This window comes from Herbiconiux sp. 320_LB (assembly GCF_059691755.1).
The window spans coordinates 493109-508748 of the sequence record NZ_JCAWAD010000003.1 but is presented as its reverse complement, the minus strand read 5'-3'; the positions used below and the strand labels follow the sequence as shown (position 1 = coordinate 508748).

Here is a 15640-nt window from a genome sequence, read left to right as displayed (position 1 = left end):
ACGAGCCCGACGAACACGCGACCACGACGAGCACGACGACGAGAGAAGAGGATCTCCATGCAGCTCGACCTCAGCGGCAAGACGGCCCTGGTCACCGGATCGACCTCGGGGATCGGCCTCGCGATCGCCCACGGCCTCGCCGAGGCCGGCGCCACGGTGGTCGTCAACGGCCGCTCGGCCGACCGGGTGGCCGACGCGGTGTCGGGGCTGCGTGACGCGCATCCCTCGGTCTCGGTCGTCGGGATCGACGCCGACGTCACGACCGCGCCCGGGGTCGAGCGGCTGCTCGCCGAGCTCCCCGCGGTCGACGTGCTGGTGAACAACCTCGGCATCTTCGGCGCGGTGCCGGCCCTCGAGATCACCGACGAGGAGTGGCGCCGCTACTTCGACACCAACGTGCTCGCGGCGGCCCGCCTGATCCGCAGCTATCTGCCCGGGATGATCGAGGCCGGCTGGGGGCGCGTGATCGACATCGCGAGCGACTCGGCGGTCGTGATCCCGGCCGAGATGATCCACTACGGGATGTCGAAGACCGCGCTGCTGGCCGTCTCGCGCGGGTTCGCCAAGGCCGCGGCCGGCACAGGGGTGACCGTCAACTCGGTGATTGCCGGGCCGACCCACACCGGCGGGGTCGAGGACTTCGTCTACGAGCTCGTCGACCGCTCGCTGCCCTGGGACGAGGCGCAGCGGGAGTTCATGCGGCTGCACCGGCCGCAGTCGCTGCTTCAGCGGCTGATCGAACCCGAGGAGATCGCGAACATGGTGGTCTACCTCGCCTCGCCGTTGGCCTCGGCGACCACGGGCGGGGCGCTGCGGGTCGACGGCGGGTACGTCGACTCGATCCTGCCTTGAGGCGGGGGCCTGCCGGAGGGGAGCGCCGCAGGCCGCAGCTGCTGCCAGACTGAGGGCATGACGGATCCCGCGCCCCGGTCGGGCGGACGCGGCCCGGTGGTGATCGCGGCCGTCTCCCTGCTCGCGGCCACCCTGTTCTGGGCCGGCAACTACGTCGTCGGCGCCGCCGCCGTGGCGGCCCTCGACCCGATCAGCCTGGTCTTCCTGCGGTGGGCCTTCGCCGCGATCCCGCTGCTCGCCGTCGCCCAGCTGGTCGAGCGACCGCGCTGGCGGGAGGTGCTGCGGGCCTGGCCATGGCTGGTGGCCCTGGCCGTCACCGGACTGCTCGGCTACACGCTGCTGCTGTACACGGCGCTGCAGTTCACCGATCCGTTCAACGCCTCGCTGATCAACGCCTTCAACCCGGCGCTGATCACCATCGCGGCCGTGCTCTTCCTGCACGAACGGCTGCGGGCCTCGGCGGTCGTGGGGATCGTGCTGGCGCTCGTCGGCGTGCTCATCATCCTCAGTCGCGGGTCGGTCGAGACGCTGCTGGGCGGCGGCTTCGGGATCGGCGACGTCTTCATGGTCGGCGCCATCCTGGCCTGGACCGCCTACACGGTGCTCGGCCGGCGCGCGCCGCGCCTGCCGGCCATCACGTCGACCGCGGTGCAGGCCGTGATCGCGACCGTCGTGCTCGCCCCGGTGGCGCTGCTCGTCGGCGGGCCGGCGCTGCCCACCGCGCCCGGGACCTGGTGGGCGCTGGCGTTCATCGTCGTCTTCCCGTCGGTGCTGTCGTACCTGCTCTGGAACCGGGCTCTCGGCGTCATCCCGCCGGCCCGGGCCGGGGTGTTCCTCAACCTGATCACGGTCTTCACGGCGCTGCTCACGCTGCTGGCGGGCCAGCCGTTCACGCCCGCGCAGCTGATCGGCGGTGTCATCGTGCTCGGCGGGGTGGCGCTGGCGAACGCCCACGCCTTCCGCCGCCGGCGACCGGTCGTGCCGGATGCGGGGGTCGCGCCGGACCGGCCGGGCCAGCCGGGCTAGCCGGGCTAGCCGCACGAGCCTGGCCGGCCGGGCCAGCCGGGCCAGCCGAGGGCGGCGGGCCGGTCGGGCGCGCCGCCTGACCCGGATGGCCGTTAGGGTCGAGCCATGGGGGAACGGGACCGGATGACCGACGGCGAGCCGCATCCGGACGGACAGCGCCGCGAGCCCGCCTGGGAACTGCCGCTCGCCTGGCTGCGGGAGGAGAAGTTCTGGCGCGACATCCTGACCCGCGTGCTGGCCGGCGTGCTGACCGCGGCGATCATCTACCTCGGCGCGCTGCTGCTCGGGTACCTCCACACGCCGGAGCTCGGCGCGACGGTGATGCTGGCGCTCGGGATCGCGGGCGCGGTGCTGCTGCTGGCGATCGCCGGTGCGGTGCTGCGCTCGGTGCTGCGGAGACCGGCCGGCATGCCCGTGGCCGCGGGCCGGATCGTCGCGATCGTCGTGCTCGGCCTCGCCGCGGTCGCCCTGGTCGTGGGCGTCGTCTCGGACGTGCTGGGGCGCTGAGGAGGGGCGGCCCGCCGCGGAACGCCCGCCCCGCTCCGTGGGGAGTCGGGACGGGCGCTCGGTGCGGAACGACCGGAGGGTCAGCCCAGCGGACCGTACAGCGCGGGCGTGGTGCGCGCGTGCGTGGCCTGCTCGAAGGCGTAGCCGAGACCGATGATCGTGCTCTCCGCGTAGTCACGGCCCAGGAACTCGAGGTTGACCCCGCCCCCGGTGACCGTGTTGTCGGCGGCGATCGCCTGACCCATCGGCACGGTGATCGCGGGCATCCCGGTGTTCGGGCTCAGCCGCATGTTCGTGCTGTAGGTGCCGTAGGGCGTGCCCGACGGGTAGATCAGGGCATCCAGGTCCTGGGTGTCCATCATCTGCGTCACGTACGCCTTGCCGGCGGCGAGCTGCGTGGTGTGCGAGCCGGTCGGGCCCGCCCACGCCTGGTACGCATCCTCGGTCACCGCGTTGCGCTGGTTGTAGATCGAGGTGCGCGAGGTGACGAAGTTGCCCGAGGCGATGATGTCGCCGAGCGTGCGCGGCACGACGTTCGCCGAGAGGTGGTTCGCGATGTAGGTGTTCAGGTCGTGCTTGAACTCGTTCGTCGAACCGCTGCCCTCGCCGAGCACCTTGTTGAACGGGTCGGTCGAGGCGGTCGGCACCGTGATCGGCACGACGGTCGCGCCCTGCGCCTCGAGCGTCGCGACGGCCTGGTTGAACAGCCGCACGGTCGTGGCGTTCGTGCTGACCATCGACGTGACGTAGCCGATCCGCTTGCCCGCGAGGGCGTTCGGGTCGAGGGCCGCGGTGTAGGAGTCCGGCACCTTGCCGGTCTGCGCCGCGGTCGCCGGGTCGGCCGGGTCGACACCGGTCACGGCGTCGAGCGCGATCGCGGCGTCGGTGACGTCACGGGCGATCGGGCCGCCGGTGTCCTGCGACAGGGCGAGCGGGATGATCCCGTCGCGGCTGGTCAGGCCGACGGTGGGGCGGATGCCGACGAGCTGGTTGTAGGTCGACGGGACGCGGATCGAGCCGCCCGTGTCGGTTCCGAACCCGATGCCGGCGAGGTTCGCCGAGATGGCGGCGCCGGTTCCACCGCTGGAGCCACCCGCGGTCTTGGTCGTGTTGTACGGGCTCGCGACCAGGTTGGTCAGCTGCTTGCCGTTCGCGTCGAGCCCGAGGAACGAGGTGTACTCCGACGCGAAGCCGTAGGCGAACTCGTCGAGGCTGGCCTTGGCCAGGATGACGGCGCCCGCGTCGCGGAGCCCCGTGACCATCGCCGCATCCGTCGTCGGCTGGTTGGCGTTCCAGCACGCGCAGCCACCGGTGGTGGGCATGTCGGTGGTGTCGTAGTTGTCCTTCAACGCGATCGGTACGCCCAGCAGCAGGCTGGTCATGCCCGAGCTCGCGCGCTCCGCGTCGGCGGCCGCGGCCGCCTGGAGCGCGGCGGCGTTCGTCGAGATGATCGAGTTGAGCGGCCGGCCGCCCTGGCCGGTGTCGACCACGGTCTTGTCGTAGGCGGCGATGCGGTCCAGGTACTCCTGGGTCAGCTCGACCGAGGTGATCACGCCGGCGTTCATCGCGGCCTGCATGTCGATCGCCGAGGCCTCGACGAGCTGGAACGGGCCGTCGTCGTAGACCATGCGGCCGGAGACGGCGGCGAGGTCGGCGACCGTGATGACGCCGTCCGCATCCGCATCGGCCGCCGCGACCGTGCTCCAGTCGGCCACGGCCGAGGTGTCGCCGAGGTGCGCCGAGACGACGTCGAGGTCGGCGGTCGTCACCTGGCGGTCGCCGGTGACGTCGAGCTCGGTGTAGAACGGCGCCAGCAGCGGCGCGGAGGCGGCGGGAGCGGCCGCGGCCGGAGCCGTGGTCGTCTCGGCCGCACCGGCCGGCGCGGCGACGAGCGTGCCGATGGCGAGCGTGGAGATGAGGCAGGTGGCGGCGGCCGCCGCCGTACGAGCGCGTCGTGGGTTCACGGATCGGTTCCTCGGGCTGGAAGGGGTGGGGGAGAAGGGGTTCATCGCGGGCTCGCAGCCCGGCGCCGGAGCACCACGACCAGGCCGGCGGCGACGGCCGCCACGGCGAACAGCACGAGGCCGCCGATGCCGAAGCCCGTGAGGGCGAGGGCCCCGCTGTCCGACGACGACGCGACCGCGGCCGGCGTCGAGGTGGCCGTCGGGTCGCCGGCGGGCGCCGGGGATGCGGTGGGGGTCGCCGTGGGCTCGGTGGTCGGCGGAGTCGTCGGGGGCACCGTCGGCGCCGCGGCGATGTCGACCGCGACGGCCGGGGTCACGGGCAGCGCGGTGCCGGCACCGGAGGCGTCGACGAGGGTCACCCGCGCCGTGACGGTCGCGTCGCCGGCGGCGAGCGTGGTCAGCTTCACGGATGCGGCCAGGTCGCCCGAGAGGGCGGGCGAGGTGCCGAGTCGCGTCTGCAGCAGGGTCACCGAGCCGTCGCCGGGGGCGGCCGAGAGGTAGCCGCCGGCCGGGCCGGTCTCGGTGTCGGGCTCGTACGCCAGGAGGGCCGGGTCGAAGTCGAGCTCGATCTGGTAGGCGAACACGTCGGCGGTGCCGGGGAGATCGATCATCACGTCGACGGGCGAGCCGACGGTGACGGCCGGGGTCACCTCGAGGTCGACGGGCACCGGCGCCGGGGCGGCTGCGGCGGCCTGGGCGCCGAGGACGGAGAGGCCGAGGGCGATTCCGCCGGCCAGGGCGGCCGCTCGGATCCGCCTGAGGCGGGTCGGGGTTTCATGCATCAGGACGTCGTCCCACTTTCACTGGTCGGGAACGGGGCTCCGGCAGGTGCGCCGGCGCTCGGAACGCAGGAGAACGCGGCGCGACGGAACACCCCGCCGGAGCCGGGTGGAGAACGTCGGTGAAGGGAGCTCACCGCGGAGCGAACCAGGAGCGAACCGCTCGTGGATGGTGCAGGGAACCCCACGCTAACGACGTCGGGGCACCCGGCGGTTTCGCGGATATTTCGACCGTGTTAACGACACGCCGAAGCGCCATTGACAACGTTGACACATCAGTGTTTGCTTGGCCGCTGTCTGCTCAATGTCGATCGGAGAATCAGTGAAGAAACCGCGCAGCCGGCGTATCCGGCCCCTCAGGGAGATCCTCGCGGCGGCCACCGTCGCGTCGGTCACCGCCGCTCTCGCCGTCACCGGCGGAGCGGGCGTCGCCGTCGCGGCGGGCAACCCGCTCACGGACGATCCGGCTCGGTACGTCGACCCGTTCGTCGGCAGTTCGAACGCCGGCAACACCTATCCCGGGGCGGTCGCCCCGTTCGGGATGCTCGGCTGGAGCCCCGATCAGAGTGTCGTCTCGAACGACGGAACGCTCCGCAGCGCCTCGCCGAGCGGGTACGAGCACGACCGCGACGTCATCCGCGGATTCGGACTGACCCACGTCTCGGGCGCCGGCTGCGCCGGGCTCTCCGGCGACATCCCGTTCATGCCGGTCAGCGGGGCTGTCCAGACCTCGCCCTCGGCCGCCGACGCGGCGGCGAACCCGTACCAGAGCACCTTCTCGCACGACGACGAGGAGGCCTCGCCCGGGTCATACCACGTGGCGCTGGACTCCGGCGTCGACGTCGACCTCGCGGCGACCACCCGCACCGGCTCCGGCCGCTTCACCTACCCCGCAGGGGCCCCGGCGTCGATGCTCGTCCGCACCTCGGACTCGCTCGTCGGCTCGAGCGACGCCGACGTGCACGTCGACGCCGCCACCCGCACGATCTCCGGCTCGGTCACGAGCGGCAACTTCTGCGGCGGCTTCGTCGGCGACGGCATCCTGCAGCGGAGCTACTACACGGTCTACTTCACCGTGCAGTTCGACAAGGACTTCTCGACGGTCGGCACCTGGCAGGACGGCGAGCTGCGCCCGCAGACCACCGACGCCGAGGGCGGCACCACCTACCCCGGCGGCTACCCGCCGGCGGGCAAGGGGTCGGGCGCCTACGTCAGCTTCGACACCTCGACCGGCAGCGCCGTGAACGCGCGCGTCGGCATCTCCTACGTCAGCCTCGACAATGCCGAGCAGAACCTGGCGGCCGAGAACCCGGCCGGCACCACCCTCGAGCAGGTGAAGGCGGCCACGAAGGCCGACTGGAACACCGAGCTCAACCGCATCCAGACCGGCGGCGGAACGGATGCCGAGCGCACGACGTTCTACACCGCGCTCTACCACGCGCTGCTGCACCCGAACGTGACCAGTGACGTCAACGGCCAGTACACCGGCTTCGACCTGGCGACCCACACGGTGCCCGCCGGACAAGACGCGCAGTACGCGACCTTCTCGGGCTGGGACGTCTACCGTTCCCAGGTGCAGCTGGTCACCCTGCTGGATGCCAAGCGCGGCAGCGACATCGCCGCATCGCTGCTCAACCAGGCGAACCAGAACGGCGGCGAGTGGGATCGCTGGACGCACAACTCCGGCGGGACGCACGTGATGGTCGGCGACCCGTCGGCCGCGGCCCTCGCGGGGATCGTGGCCTTCGGCGGTGACGACTTCGACGTGGCGAGTGCCTACCAGTCGCTCAAGACCGCGGCCACCGTGCCGACCGAGAACGACCTGTCGCGCGACGGCTGGAACATCGCCGTCATCGGCCAGCGTCCGTCGCTGGACCAGTTCCTCGAGCACGGCTACTACCCCGAAGGCTGCAACGCCTGGGGCTGCCCGAACGAGACGCTCGAGATGGCGGCGGCCGACTACGGTCTCGCCAGCCTCGCCCAGCACCTCGGCAACAGCGCCGACTACGACCAGTTCGTGACGCGCTCGCAGTCGTGGCAGAACCAGTTCAACCTGAGCGCGACCCCCGGTGGCGGCTTCATCCAGGGCCGCAACGCCGACGGATCGTGGACGACCGGGTTCGACCCGGCATCCAGCAACGGCTTCGTGGAAGGCACCAGCGCCCAGTACACCTGGATGGTGCAGCATGACCCGGCCGGGCTGTTCCAGGCGATGGGCGGTGCGGATGCGGCGAGCGACCGCCTGGATGGGTTCTTCCACGAGATCGGTGACGAGAACGGCAACGGCGTCCCCGGCGAGTGGACGCTGGCGGGTGGGTCGTGGGACACGAACCTGCACTCCAACGTCGACAACGAGCCCTCGATCGGCGCTCCCTGGCTCTACAACTACGCCGGGAAGCCGTGGAAGACGCAGGAGACGGTGCGCGCCACCATCCAGCAGCTCTGGCTCGACACCAAGGACGGCGAGCCCAACGGGCCCGACGGCATCCCGGGCAACGACGACCTCGGCGAGATGTCGTCGTGGCTGGTGTTCTCGGCGATGGGGATGTACCCGGAGAACCCCTCGCGTTCGGAGCTCACGGTGGCGGCCCCGCTGTTCACCGACGTCGTGGTCCACCGCGCGAGCGGCGAGACCCTGACGATCTCGGCTCCGGAGGCGAGCATCGGAAACCAGTACATCCAGTCGATGTCGGTGAACGGCACGGCGCAGACGGCGACCTACCTCGACGCCGACGCCATCTCAGCTGACACCACGGTGGAGTACCGGCTCGGCAGCACCCCGAACCAGCAGTGGGGCACGGCGGCGGCGGATGCTCCGCCCTCGGTCCGCGACGGCGAGCAGCCGGTGCTGGCGAGCGTCGACCCCTCGGCCGACACGGTCCGGGGCGGCACCACCGACCCGGTGAGCCTCCGCGCGCAGCGCTTCGGCGACTCGGCGGCGGCCGCGAGCTACTCGATCGAGCCGACCCCGGGGCTCACCCCGGATGCGGCGACGGGCACGTTCTCGTTCGACGCGGACGGCACCGCGGTGCTGCCGGTGGTGTTCCGGGCCTCGGCCGACCTCGCTGCGGGCACGCAGCAGGTGCGCGTGCACTTCACCGCCGACGGGAAGGCCCTGCCGGACGGCACGCTCAACGTCGCGGTGCGGGAGCAGGGCACCCCGGTGATCGACACGAGCTTCGAGGACGGGCAGGCGCGCCCGACCCCGAACACGGTGATCGACAGCCAGGGCTTCAGCGAGTACTGCTGCGGCATCGGCGGCCCGGAGACCAAGCCGCACCAGGAGAAGGCGCACACGGGTGGCTACTCGATCGTCTACTCCGGTCGCGCCTCCGACGCCGACGCGAGCGCGACCACGCAGCTGCTGGACGTCGACGCGATCCGCGCCCAGGCGGGTTCGACCCTCAGCTACGCGGTCTACCCGCAGGCCGAGACGACGGCGATCGCCGGGCTGGTGCAGGATGCCAGCCAGTTCGTGGCCGTCGACCTGCTGTTCAGCGACGGCACGCGGTTGAGCGACAGCGGGGTGGTGACCTCGAACGGCAAGTCGCTCGACCCGATCCAGCAGGGCCAGGTGCTCACGACGGATGCCTGGAACGACGTCTCCGTCGTGCTGCCCGACTCGGTCGACGGCAAGACCATCGACCAGGTCGTGCTGCACTTCTCGACCGGGGCCGTGCACGATACGACCGGCGACAACGGCTACCTGCGCGGCTGGGTCGACGACCTGCGGCTCACGCAGCAGTTCGAGCCGCTCGCCGTGACCCCGGCCACCGGCGTCACGGCCACCGCCGGCGTCGCGTTCGACGCCGTGCTGGCCTCGTTCACGGGTGGGGCGGGGGCTTCGGCCTCGGACTACTCGGCGAGCGTGCAGTGGGGTGACGGGACGGCTGCGAGCGATGCCGTCGTCGGTGCGGGGGCTGCGGGTGCCGGTGCTGGGGCTCGGGCCGCGGTCGCCGGCTACTCGGTGAGCGCCGGGCACACCTACGCCCAGGCCGGCCGCTTCGACGCGGTCGTGACGGTGACGGATGCGGACGGCGTGCAGCAGAGCGCGACCGTCTCGATCCAGGTCGCCGCGGCGCCGGACGGAGGGAACCCGGGAGACGGCTCGGGGACCGGTCCCGGCACGGGAACGGGCCCGGGAACGGGCACCGGCTCCGGATCGGGTGACGGCACGGGCAGCGGAACGGGCGCAGGCTCGGGCGGCGGAACGGGCGCAGGTTCGGGCGGTGCGGGTTCGGGGTCGGGCTCCGGCTCGACCGGCGCGAGCAGCTCGAACGGGCCTCTCGCGCTGACCGGCAGCCAGGCGTTCCTCGGAGCGTCGGTCGCGGCCGTGCTCCTCATGGCGGGACTCGGCGCGCTCATCGTGGTGCGGCGTCGTCGCCGGGCGCACGGGGCGGACTGACCCGGAAACGACCGACGGCGGCCATCCTCACGGGTGGCCGCCGTCGGCGCGTTCAGGGGAGCGGGAGCTCAGCCGGCGAAGGTGTCGCAGGAGCCGGCGCCGGACTGCAGCCCGGTCTCGAACCACTGCTGGCGCTGCTCGCTCGACCCGTGGGTCCAGGTCTCCGGGTTCACCTGCTGGCCGCTCTGCTGCTGGATGCGGTCGTCGCCGATCACCGACGCCGCGTTCAGGGCATCCGCGATCTGCTCGCTCGTCAACGGTTCGAGGAAGGTGACGCCGTTCTCGTCCTTCACCGTCGAGGCGGCTCCCGCCCAGGCGCCGGCGTAGCAGTCGGCCTGCAGCTCGGTCCGCACCGAGTCGGAGTCGGCGCCGGTTCCGCTCCGATCGGTCGTCTCGTTCAACCCCGCGAGCTGCTGGATGTGGTGCCCCCACTCGTGGGCGACCACGTAGAGCTGGGAGAGGCTCCCGCCGCTCGCGCCGAAGCGGGTGCGCAGCTCGTCGAAGAAAGAGGTGTCGACGTAGACCGTCTCGTCGGGCGGGCAGTAGAAGGGGCCGGTCGCGCTCGAGGCCTGCCCGCATCCGGTGTTCGTCGACTGGTCGAACAGCACGAAGTCGCCGGGGCTGCGGTAGGACACCCCGAGGGCGGGGGCCTCGCCGGCCCAGTAGGCGTCGAGCGAGGTTGCGGCGCCGACCATCAGGCAGTCGGTCTCGGCGTTGGCGGCGGCGCCCGTCGAGCACCGGTCGAGCGACTCCTCCTCGGTGCTCTGACTCTGGCCCCCGCCGGTCTGACCCGCGAGCCCGGTGAGGTCGACGCCGAGCAGCTGCGACAGCACGAACAGGCCCACCACGACGAGCGCGCCGCCTCCGCCGCCGATCAGGGCCCCGCGCTTGCGCCGCGACACCTTCGAGGGGTCGAGCTTCGAACTGTCGTTGAAGGTCATGCTCCGACGGTACTGCGAACTGGGAACTTCACCACAGGTCGAGCCGAACGGGCCGGATGGGCGTGAGATGGACAGCGGTGGCCGCGAACGTCGGCCGCCTCGCAGTCAGAGAGAAGGTCGCCATGCCCAAGCCCACCACCGTCCTCACCGTCGCGGCCGTCGGCGTCACCGCCTACGTGCTCGGCTCGAAGGCCGGCCGCTCGCGCTACCGCGAGATCAGCGGGGTCGCGAAGAAGTTCTGGGACGACCCGGCGCTCGCCAAGGCCCGCAAGCGCGCCTACAAGGGCGCGGAGAAGAAGGCGAAGAAGCTCGCGAAGCAGTTCGGCTAGGCCGGCGGCGGCGGCCGTCCGGCCGCGCCGCCTGCTCAGTCGCCCGACTCGGCGGCGAAGCGGGAGGCGATCGCTTCCCTGCCGTGTCCTCCGGCCAGGAGCAGTCTGAGCAGGATGCGGGACTTCAGCCCGTCGAGCGATCCCGCCGGGATCAGGCCGGCCGCCAGAAGGTCCTGCTCCGAGCCCGGGAAGTCGCCCGTGGCGCGGTAGAGCTCGCCGGCGCCGGTGCGCGACGCGAAGACGACCGGTAGTCGATCGGCCAGGTCGCGGAGCACCGGCATCGAGGCCGCGGAGACATGACCGGCGCCGAACACCTCCACCACCAGGCCTGCGGTGCCCTCGGCGACGCGGGCGATCCCGTCCGGGTCGTCGTCGAGCGAGAGCCGCGCGATCGCGACCCGGGGAAGCGTCGGCGCGGAGCCGTCCGTTCGACTCGACGGCCGGAGTGCGGCCGGACGGCGGCGTCGTACCACCGGGATGCGGACCCTGTCCTCGACCAGCCAGCCCACCGGGCCGATCCCCTCGGAGGCGAACGCCGCGACCGAGGAGCTGTGCGCCTTCCGCGCGAACCGGGCCAGGTGGATCTCGTCGTTCATGACGACCAGCACGCCCTGCTCCCGGGCCTCGGGATGCGCGGCGACCCGCAGCGCGGCGAGCAGGTTCGCCGGGCCGTCGGCTCCGGGGAGACCGGCGTTCCTCATCGCCCCGGTGACCACCAGCGGAACGCCGTGCGGCCAGAGCAGGTCCAGGGCGAACGCCACCTCTTCGAGGGAGTCCGTCCCGAGGGTCACGACGACCCCCGTCGCGCCCGCGTCGACCGCCGCCCCCGCCGCCTGCACGAGTTCGATCACGTCGTCGAGACCGAGGCTCGCCGAGGCGACCTGACGGAAGGTGACCGCGTCGACCGCGAGGCCCGCGCGGGCACCGAGGTCGCCGACGACGTCCGCGGCATCCATCGTCATGCTCGCGTTGCGCCCGGCCGCATCGACCGGGGCGGCGATCGTGCCGCCCAGGGCGAAGAGGGCGAGCCGTGCCGGCAGGGCCCGGCCGGTCACCCGGTGAACTCCCGGTCGAAGGGGAACGCCTTGTCGGTCTCGAACGGGTACCGCGCGCGGAAGTCGCGGCTGAGGTTCTCGCAGGTGTCGAAGCTCACACCCTCGAACGAGGACATGTGCTCGATCAGGCGCTCGAGCATCAGCAGCACCTGCGGCCGGCCCGAGACGTCGGGATGCAGGCAGATGGGGAACGTGGCGTAGTCGTACTCCCGGTAGACCCAGTCGAACTGGTCGCGCCACAGCTCCTCGATCTGGCGCGGGTTGGCGAACCCGTAGCTGTTGGGGCTCGACTTGACGAACATCATCGGGGGCAGGTCGTCGAGGTACCAGTTGAAGGCGAGGCTGACGAGGGGGATCTCGGTTCCGCGCTCGAGCGGCTTCATCCACTCCGCGGCCGTCTTGGTGTAGTCGATCTTGGTCCAGCTGTCGCCCGTGCGGGCGTAGAAGGGCTGGAAGTCGTGCAGCACCTGCGTGCGGTCGTACTCGAAGCCGTTCTGGAGCAGCAGGTCGGCGGTGATCGTCGTCATCTCGCCCCAGGGCGCGATGTACCCGGTGGGCTTCCGCCCCCACACCCCCTCGATCAGCTCGATCGACTTCGCCAGCACGTCCTGCTCCTGCTGGGCCGACATGTCGCGGGGGTTCTCGTGCGAGTAGCCGTGGGCTCCGATCTCGTGGCCGGAGGCGACCGCCAGCTCGATGCTCTTCGGGAAGGTCTCGATCGAGTGGCCCGGGGCGAAGAAGGTCGACTTGATGCCGTAGCGGTCGAACAGCCGGATCAGGCGTGGCAGACCGACCTCGCCGGCGAACAGGCCGCGCTGGATGTCCTGCAGGCTGTCCTCACCGCCGTAGGAGCCGAGCCAGCCGGAGACCGCGTCGACGTCCACGCCGAAGCTCACTTTGATGTCTTTCACTTTCCTACCTCCAACGGGAATGGGTGGACCGGGTACGGCGGGGATGCCGGGACGTTCAGGGGCGGCGCTCGTCAGGGAAGGTCATGGCGTCCATGAGCGCCTCCTGGCTCGAACGCACGTGCTCGCGCATCACGCGCTCGGCCGTGTTGGCGTCCTTGGCCAGGATGATCTCGAGCACGCGATGGTGCTCGGCGTCGCTCTCGATCAGCCGCCCCGGCTTCGAGAGCGAGGTCTGCACCAGCCGCGTGTACGCCAGCTGGTTCATCATCATCCGGTAGTGCTGCGCGAGCTTGTCGTTGTCGGCGCCCCGGATGATCAGGTCGTGGAACTCGTGCACGAGAGCGGCGTAGCCGTCGACGTCTCCGCGCGCGACCGCTTCGTCGGCGAGGGTCACATTGCGCTTCAGGGCGTCGAGCTCGGGCACCGCGCCCCGCAGGGCGAGCAGCCGGGCGGCCGACCCCTCGAGGAGCTGCTTGAGGTGGAAGAGCTCGTTGATCTCCCGGCGCGACGGCGTGGTCACGAAGGTGCCCACGCGGGGACGGATGACGACGAGGCCCTCGGTCTGGAGCTGCTTCAAGGCCTCGCGCACCGGCGTGCGGCTGACCTTGAAGTCCTCGGCCAGCGCGACCTCCGAAAGGGCGGACCCGGATTCGAGGGCGCCCTCGATGATCAGCGCTCGGACCCGGTCGGCCACGCGGCTTTGGATGCTCGGGGTGCGCCCGACGGCTTCATGCATGGTACCGAACCTAGATATCGCGCCCCTACAGTGTCAAGACCATCGGTGATGCATGCAAGTAACGATCTGAAAACCGCGATATTTCGGGATTGTTTCCGCTCCCTGGGGGCGAAAAGACCGTCTTGACACGTCACACGGGCAACTTCATAATCGTCTGTACCATGCAACAGCTTTCCGATCCTGACTCCCTCTGGCCCCTCCGCCACAGTGTCTCGACGCCCTCAATCGCCTACCGGGTGCGCGAGGGCGGCGAGCAGATCGTGGTGCTCCTGCACGGCGTGGGCAGCTCGGCGTCGACCTGGAGCCGCCTCGCCCCGCTGCTGGACCCGGGCTTCACCCTGGTGATGCCGGACTACCGGGGGCACGGCTCCTCCGAGGCGCCGCGACCGCCCTACTCGGCCGACGACTTCGTCGACGATCTGTTCCGGCTCCTCGACGAGCTCGGCATCGCCGAGTTCCACCTGCTGGGCTTCTCGATCGGCGCGATCGTCGCGCAGGCCGCCGCCCTCGCCGACCCGGCGCGCGTGCTCTCCCTGGTGCTGCTCAATTCCATCGCGGGCCGCACCGAAGCCGAGCGCGTACGGGCGTTGCAGCGTCTGGAGCACATCCGCCGCACCGATCCGGCCGAGGTCGCAGCGGCCAGCGTCGACCGCTGGTTCACCTCCGGCTTCGCCGCGGAGAACCCGGAGGCCGTCGGCGCCGAGGTCGAGATCGTGGCGTCCAACCGGAGCGAGCCCTACGCCGCGGCGTACGAGGTGCTCGCCACCACAGACCTGATCGAGGAGGTGGGCGCGATCAGCCGGCCCGTCCTGCTCGTGACGGGGGAGAACGACCGTGGCTCGACGCCCCGGATGTCCGAGGCGATCCAGGCCCGCATCCCCGGCTCCGAGCTCGTCGTGGTCCCCGGACTCAAGCACTACCTGCACATCGAGGCCCCCGAGCTGATCGCGGACCTCGTCAACGGCTTCCTCAGGAGCCAGGCGGCTCCGAATCACCCCTGAGCCGCGCACCACCCGACACGCACCGACAACCCGACCAACACACACCAAGGAGATCCAGCACATGCGACGCAAAGCAATCCTCGCGGCGGCGGCCCTCGCCACCGCCTCCGTGCTCGGCCTGGCGGCCTGCAGCAGCGGCTCGTCCACGACCGGCGGCGACTCGACCGCTTCGGCATCCGACGTCACCATCGCGGCGCCCCTCAGCGGCCAGCTCGGCGACAAGAGCTTCATGGACTCCGCCAACGCGGGGCTGCAGAAGGCGGCCGACGAACTCGGCGTCAAGGTCAAGGTCATCGAGGCCGGCGCCGACGACGCCCCCGCCTGGGAGCGCAACCTCACCGAGGCCTCGGCCAGCGGCGACAACTCCCTGATCGTCACCGGAGGCACCGTCATCGCCTCGACGCTCGAGAAGGTCGCGGCCCAGTTCCCCGACCAGAAGTACCTGATCTTCGACTCGCCGAGCGTCGGCTCCAACGTCACGGGCATCAGCTACGCCCAGAACGAAGGGGCCTTCCTGGTCGGTGCGCTCGCCGCCCTGATCACGACGAACCCGGGCGAGTTCCCCCGCGCCACCGGCAGCGGGAAGATCGGCGTCGCCGGGGGAATGGACATCCCGGTCATCCAGGACTTCATCACCGGCTTCACCCAGGGCGCGAAGGCGGTCGACCCCGCGATCCAGGTGGACGTCCGCTTCATCAACGACTTCGCCAGCGCACAGAAGGGCTATGACATCGCCATGGCCCAGTACAACGACGGGGCCGATGTCGTCTACCAGGTGGCCGGAGCCGCCGGGTTGGGCGTCCTCCAGGCCGGCGCCGACAGCGGCCGCTACGCGATCGGCACCGACTCGGACCAGAACGACCTCCACCCGGACTCCACCCCGGCGAGCGCGATCAAGTCGGTCGACAACACCGTGTTCGACGCGATCAAGTCGTTCACCGCGGGCGATCTGCAGATGGGCACCACGATCGCGGGCAACATCAGCAACGACGGTGTCGGCATCGCCTTCAACGACGCGCTCGTGCCCGACAGCATCCAGAAGCAGGTCGACGACCTCCGCCAGCAGGTGATCGACGGCACGATCACCGTCGACTCCGCCCTCTAGCCGGCCCAGGCACCCGCTCCGTTCCCACC

The 15640-nt window shown here is 71.3% G+C and carries 13 protein-coding genes; 7 read left to right on the top strand and 6 right to left on the bottom strand.

All coding sequences use genetic code 11. The annotated features are described in order from the left end of the window. Positions 1 to 57: 57 nt before the first annotated feature. The 3 genes from AC59HU_RS10310 to AC59HU_RS10300 all read left to right on the top strand — a co-directional run bounded on the left by AC59HU_RS10310 (position 58) and on the right by AC59HU_RS10300 (position 2385). Positions 58 to 852, top strand: coding sequence for an SDR family NAD(P)-dependent oxidoreductase (locus tag AC59HU_RS10310; protein WP_497223293.1), 795 nt, complete (start codon positions 58 to 60; stop codon positions 850 to 852). 57 nt (positions 853 to 909) lie between these two features. Further along, complete coding sequence (locus AC59HU_RS10305; RefSeq protein ID WP_497223292.1) at positions 910 to 1878, top strand: DMT family transporter; 969 nt, start codon at positions 910 to 912, stop codon at positions 1876 to 1878. A 105-nt stretch (positions 1879 to 1983) separates the two neighbouring features. Then, entirely contained in the window at positions 1984 to 2385 is a 402-nt protein-coding gene (locus tag AC59HU_RS10300; protein WP_497223291.1) for a hypothetical protein, read from the top strand. Positions 2386 to 2465: 80 nt separating this feature from the next. Here the strand turns inward: AC59HU_RS10300 and AC59HU_RS10295 are convergent, their stop codons facing one another. Then, positions 2466 to 4349: an amidase family protein gene (locus AC59HU_RS10295; protein WP_497223290.1), complete on the bottom strand. Its 1884-nt coding sequence runs from the start codon at positions 4347 to 4349 to the stop codon at positions 2466 to 2468. A gap of 41 nt (positions 4350 to 4390) precedes the next feature. Then, positions 4391 to 5131 (bottom strand): cohesin domain-containing protein, encoded by a 741-nt coding sequence (locus tag AC59HU_RS10290; protein WP_497223289.1) that lies wholly within the window; start codon positions 5129 to 5131, stop codon positions 4391 to 4393. 319 nt (positions 5132 to 5450) lie between these two features. Between AC59HU_RS10290 and AC59HU_RS10285 the strand changes: the two genes are divergently transcribed. Further along, positions 5451 to 9533: a GH92 family glycosyl hydrolase gene (locus AC59HU_RS10285; protein WP_497223288.1), complete on the top strand. Its 4083-nt coding sequence runs from the start codon at positions 5451 to 5453 to the stop codon at positions 9531 to 9533. Between the two features lie 68 nt (positions 9534 to 9601). Here AC59HU_RS10285 and ypfJ read toward each other — a convergent pair whose 3' ends face one another. Further along, complete coding sequence (gene ypfJ / locus AC59HU_RS10280) at positions 9602 to 10474, bottom strand: KPN_02809 family neutral zinc metallopeptidase (protein ID WP_497223287.1); 873 nt, start codon at positions 10472 to 10474, stop codon at positions 9602 to 9604. A 122-nt stretch (positions 10475 to 10596) separates the two neighbouring features. On the opposite strand from ypfJ, the gene AC59HU_RS10275 reads away from it, so the two are divergent. Then, on the top strand, positions 10597 to 10803 hold the full coding sequence (locus AC59HU_RS10275) for a hypothetical protein (RefSeq protein ID WP_497223286.1): 207 nt from the start codon (positions 10597 to 10599) through the stop codon (positions 10801 to 10803). Between the two features lie 35 nt (positions 10804 to 10838). On the opposite strand, the gene AC59HU_RS10270 is transcribed toward AC59HU_RS10275, so the two are convergent. The 3 genes from AC59HU_RS10270 to AC59HU_RS10260 are packed head-to-tail and all read right to left on the bottom strand — an operon-like array spanning position 10839 to position 13505. Then, positions 10839 to 11858, bottom strand: a complete 1020-nt coding sequence (locus AC59HU_RS10270; RefSeq protein WP_497223285.1) for an asparaginase — start codon at positions 11856 to 11858, stop codon at positions 10839 to 10841. Next, the gene (locus AC59HU_RS10265; protein ID WP_497223284.1) at positions 11855 to 12769 is read right to left on the bottom strand and encodes a polysaccharide deacetylase family protein; all 915 of its coding nucleotides are present in this window, start codon (positions 12767 to 12769) and stop codon (positions 11855 to 11857) included. Before AC59HU_RS10265 ends, AC59HU_RS10270 begins: the two co-directional genes overlap by 4 nt. A 55-nt stretch (positions 12770 to 12824) precedes the next feature. After that, a complete protein-coding gene (locus AC59HU_RS10260; protein ID WP_497223283.1) occupies positions 12825 to 13505 on the bottom strand; it encodes a GntR family transcriptional regulator in 681 nt (226 codons plus the stop codon). A gap of 161 nt (positions 13506 to 13666) precedes the next feature. Here AC59HU_RS10260 and AC59HU_RS10255 point away from each other — a divergent pair, with 161 nt between their 5' ends. Continuing rightward, positions 13667 to 14506, top strand: coding sequence for an alpha/beta fold hydrolase (locus AC59HU_RS10255; protein WP_497223282.1), 840 nt, complete (start codon positions 13667 to 13669; stop codon positions 14504 to 14506). 61 nt (positions 14507 to 14567) lie between these two features. Further along, the gene (locus tag AC59HU_RS10250; RefSeq protein ID WP_497223281.1) at positions 14568 to 15611 is read left to right on the top strand and encodes a BMP family lipoprotein; all 1044 of its coding nucleotides are present in this window, start codon (positions 14568 to 14570) and stop codon (positions 15609 to 15611) included. Positions 15612 to 15640: the final 29 nt, after the last annotated feature.